Below are 1610 nucleotides of genomic sequence, written 5' to 3' on the forward strand. Positions count from 1 at the left end.
CGAGGAATTTCGCGTTACCGAGAAGGACGCGGCGACCCTCAACGGTCCCAAGAGCGCCCTTGCCGGTGGGTGAGTCGAACTCTGAAACCGTAGGAATCGTGATGCCGCGCTTTTCCGCCGCCGCCACGATTGCGACCGCCAGCGGATGCTCGCTCGACCGCTCGACGCCGGCCGCCAGCCGCAGGATCTCCTCTTCCGAAAACCCGTCCGCAGGGACGATCCGGGTCACCGTCGGCTTACCCTCGGTCAGGGTGCCGGTCTTATCCACGACCAGCGTCGTGACCTTCTCCATCCGCTCCAAGGCCTCGGCGCTCTTGATCAGGACACCCATCCCGGCGCCGCGGCCGACGCCGACCATGATCGACATCGGGGTGGCCAGCCCCAGGGCGCAGGGACAGGCGATGATGAGCACCGAGACCGCCGCCACGAGCGCGTAGGTGACCCGTGGCTCTGGCCCTAGAACCATCCAGGCGGCGAAGGCGAGGATCGCGACCCCGATGACCGCGGGCACGAACCAGCCCGCGACCCTGTCGGCCAAGCGCTGGATCGGTGCGCGGCTGCGCTGGGCTTCGGCCACCATCCCGACGATGCGGGCCAGCATGGTGTCGCGCCCGACCTTGCGGGCCTCGATCACGAGCGCCCCGCTCTGGTTGATGCTGCCGCCGACGACTGTCGCACCGGCCTCCTTCGTGACCGGCATCGATTCCCCGGTGATCAGGGACTCGTCCACCGAGCTCCGGCCCTCGACTACGACCCCATCGACCGGCACCTTCTCGCCGGGACGTACGCGCAGGCGGTCGCCGACCGCAATGTCCTCAAGCCGGACCTCCTCGTCGGTCCCGTCGGACTTGAGCCGGCGCGCGGTCTTCGGCGCCAGGTCGAGGAGCGCACGAAGCGCCCCCCCGGTGCTCGCGCGTGCCCGAAGCTCCAGCACTTGCCCGAGGAGGACAAGCACCGTGATGACGGCGGCCGCTTCGAAGTAGGTCGGGACGGCGCCCCCATGGCTTCGCAGGGCCGCCGGGAACAGACCTGGCGCCAGGGTCGCGACCACGGAGTAGGCCCAAGCCACGCCCGTGCCGAGCATCACCAAGGTGAACATGTTGAGCGAGCGCAAGACCAGCGATTGGTAGCCGCGCACGAGGAACGGCCATCCGGCCCAGAGCACCACCGGGGTGGCCAGGGCGAACTGTATCCAGTTGGAGTTCTGCTGCCCGATCCATTCCGTCAGGCCCGTGACATGGCCACCCATCTCCATGACGAACACCGGCAGCGTCAGCACCAGCGCGACCCAGAACCGCCGGGTCATGTCGACGAGTTCCTCGTTCGGGCCGTCGTCCACGCTCACCGTCGCCGGTTCCAACGCCATGCCGCAGATCGGGCAGGCACCGGGCCCGGCCTGACGGATCTGGGGGTGCATTGGGCAGGTGTAGATCGCGCCCGCAGGGACGGGCTCGGCCTTCGTCGCCGCACTCGCCGGTTCGATGTAGCGGGCGGGGGCCGCCTCGAACTTGGTCCGACAGCCGTTCGAGCAGAAGTAGTACGGGTGACCGCCATGCTCAGTGCGATGCTTCGCGGTCTCCGGATCGACCGTCATCCCGCACACCGGGTCC

The 1610-nt window shown here is 68.8% G+C and carries 1 protein-coding gene; it reads right to left on the reverse strand.

Going from position 1 to position 1610, the window contains the following annotated elements; genetic code table 11:
* On the reverse strand, window positions 1-1610 hold a 1610-nt coding region (locus G3T14_RS24095), incomplete at both ends, for a heavy metal translocating P-type ATPase (protein WP_246733540.1).

This window comes from Methylobacterium sp. BTF04 (assembly GCF_010692745.1).
In the GTDB taxonomy this organism is placed as follows: domain Bacteria; phylum Pseudomonadota; class Alphaproteobacteria; order Rhizobiales; family Beijerinckiaceae; genus Methylobacterium.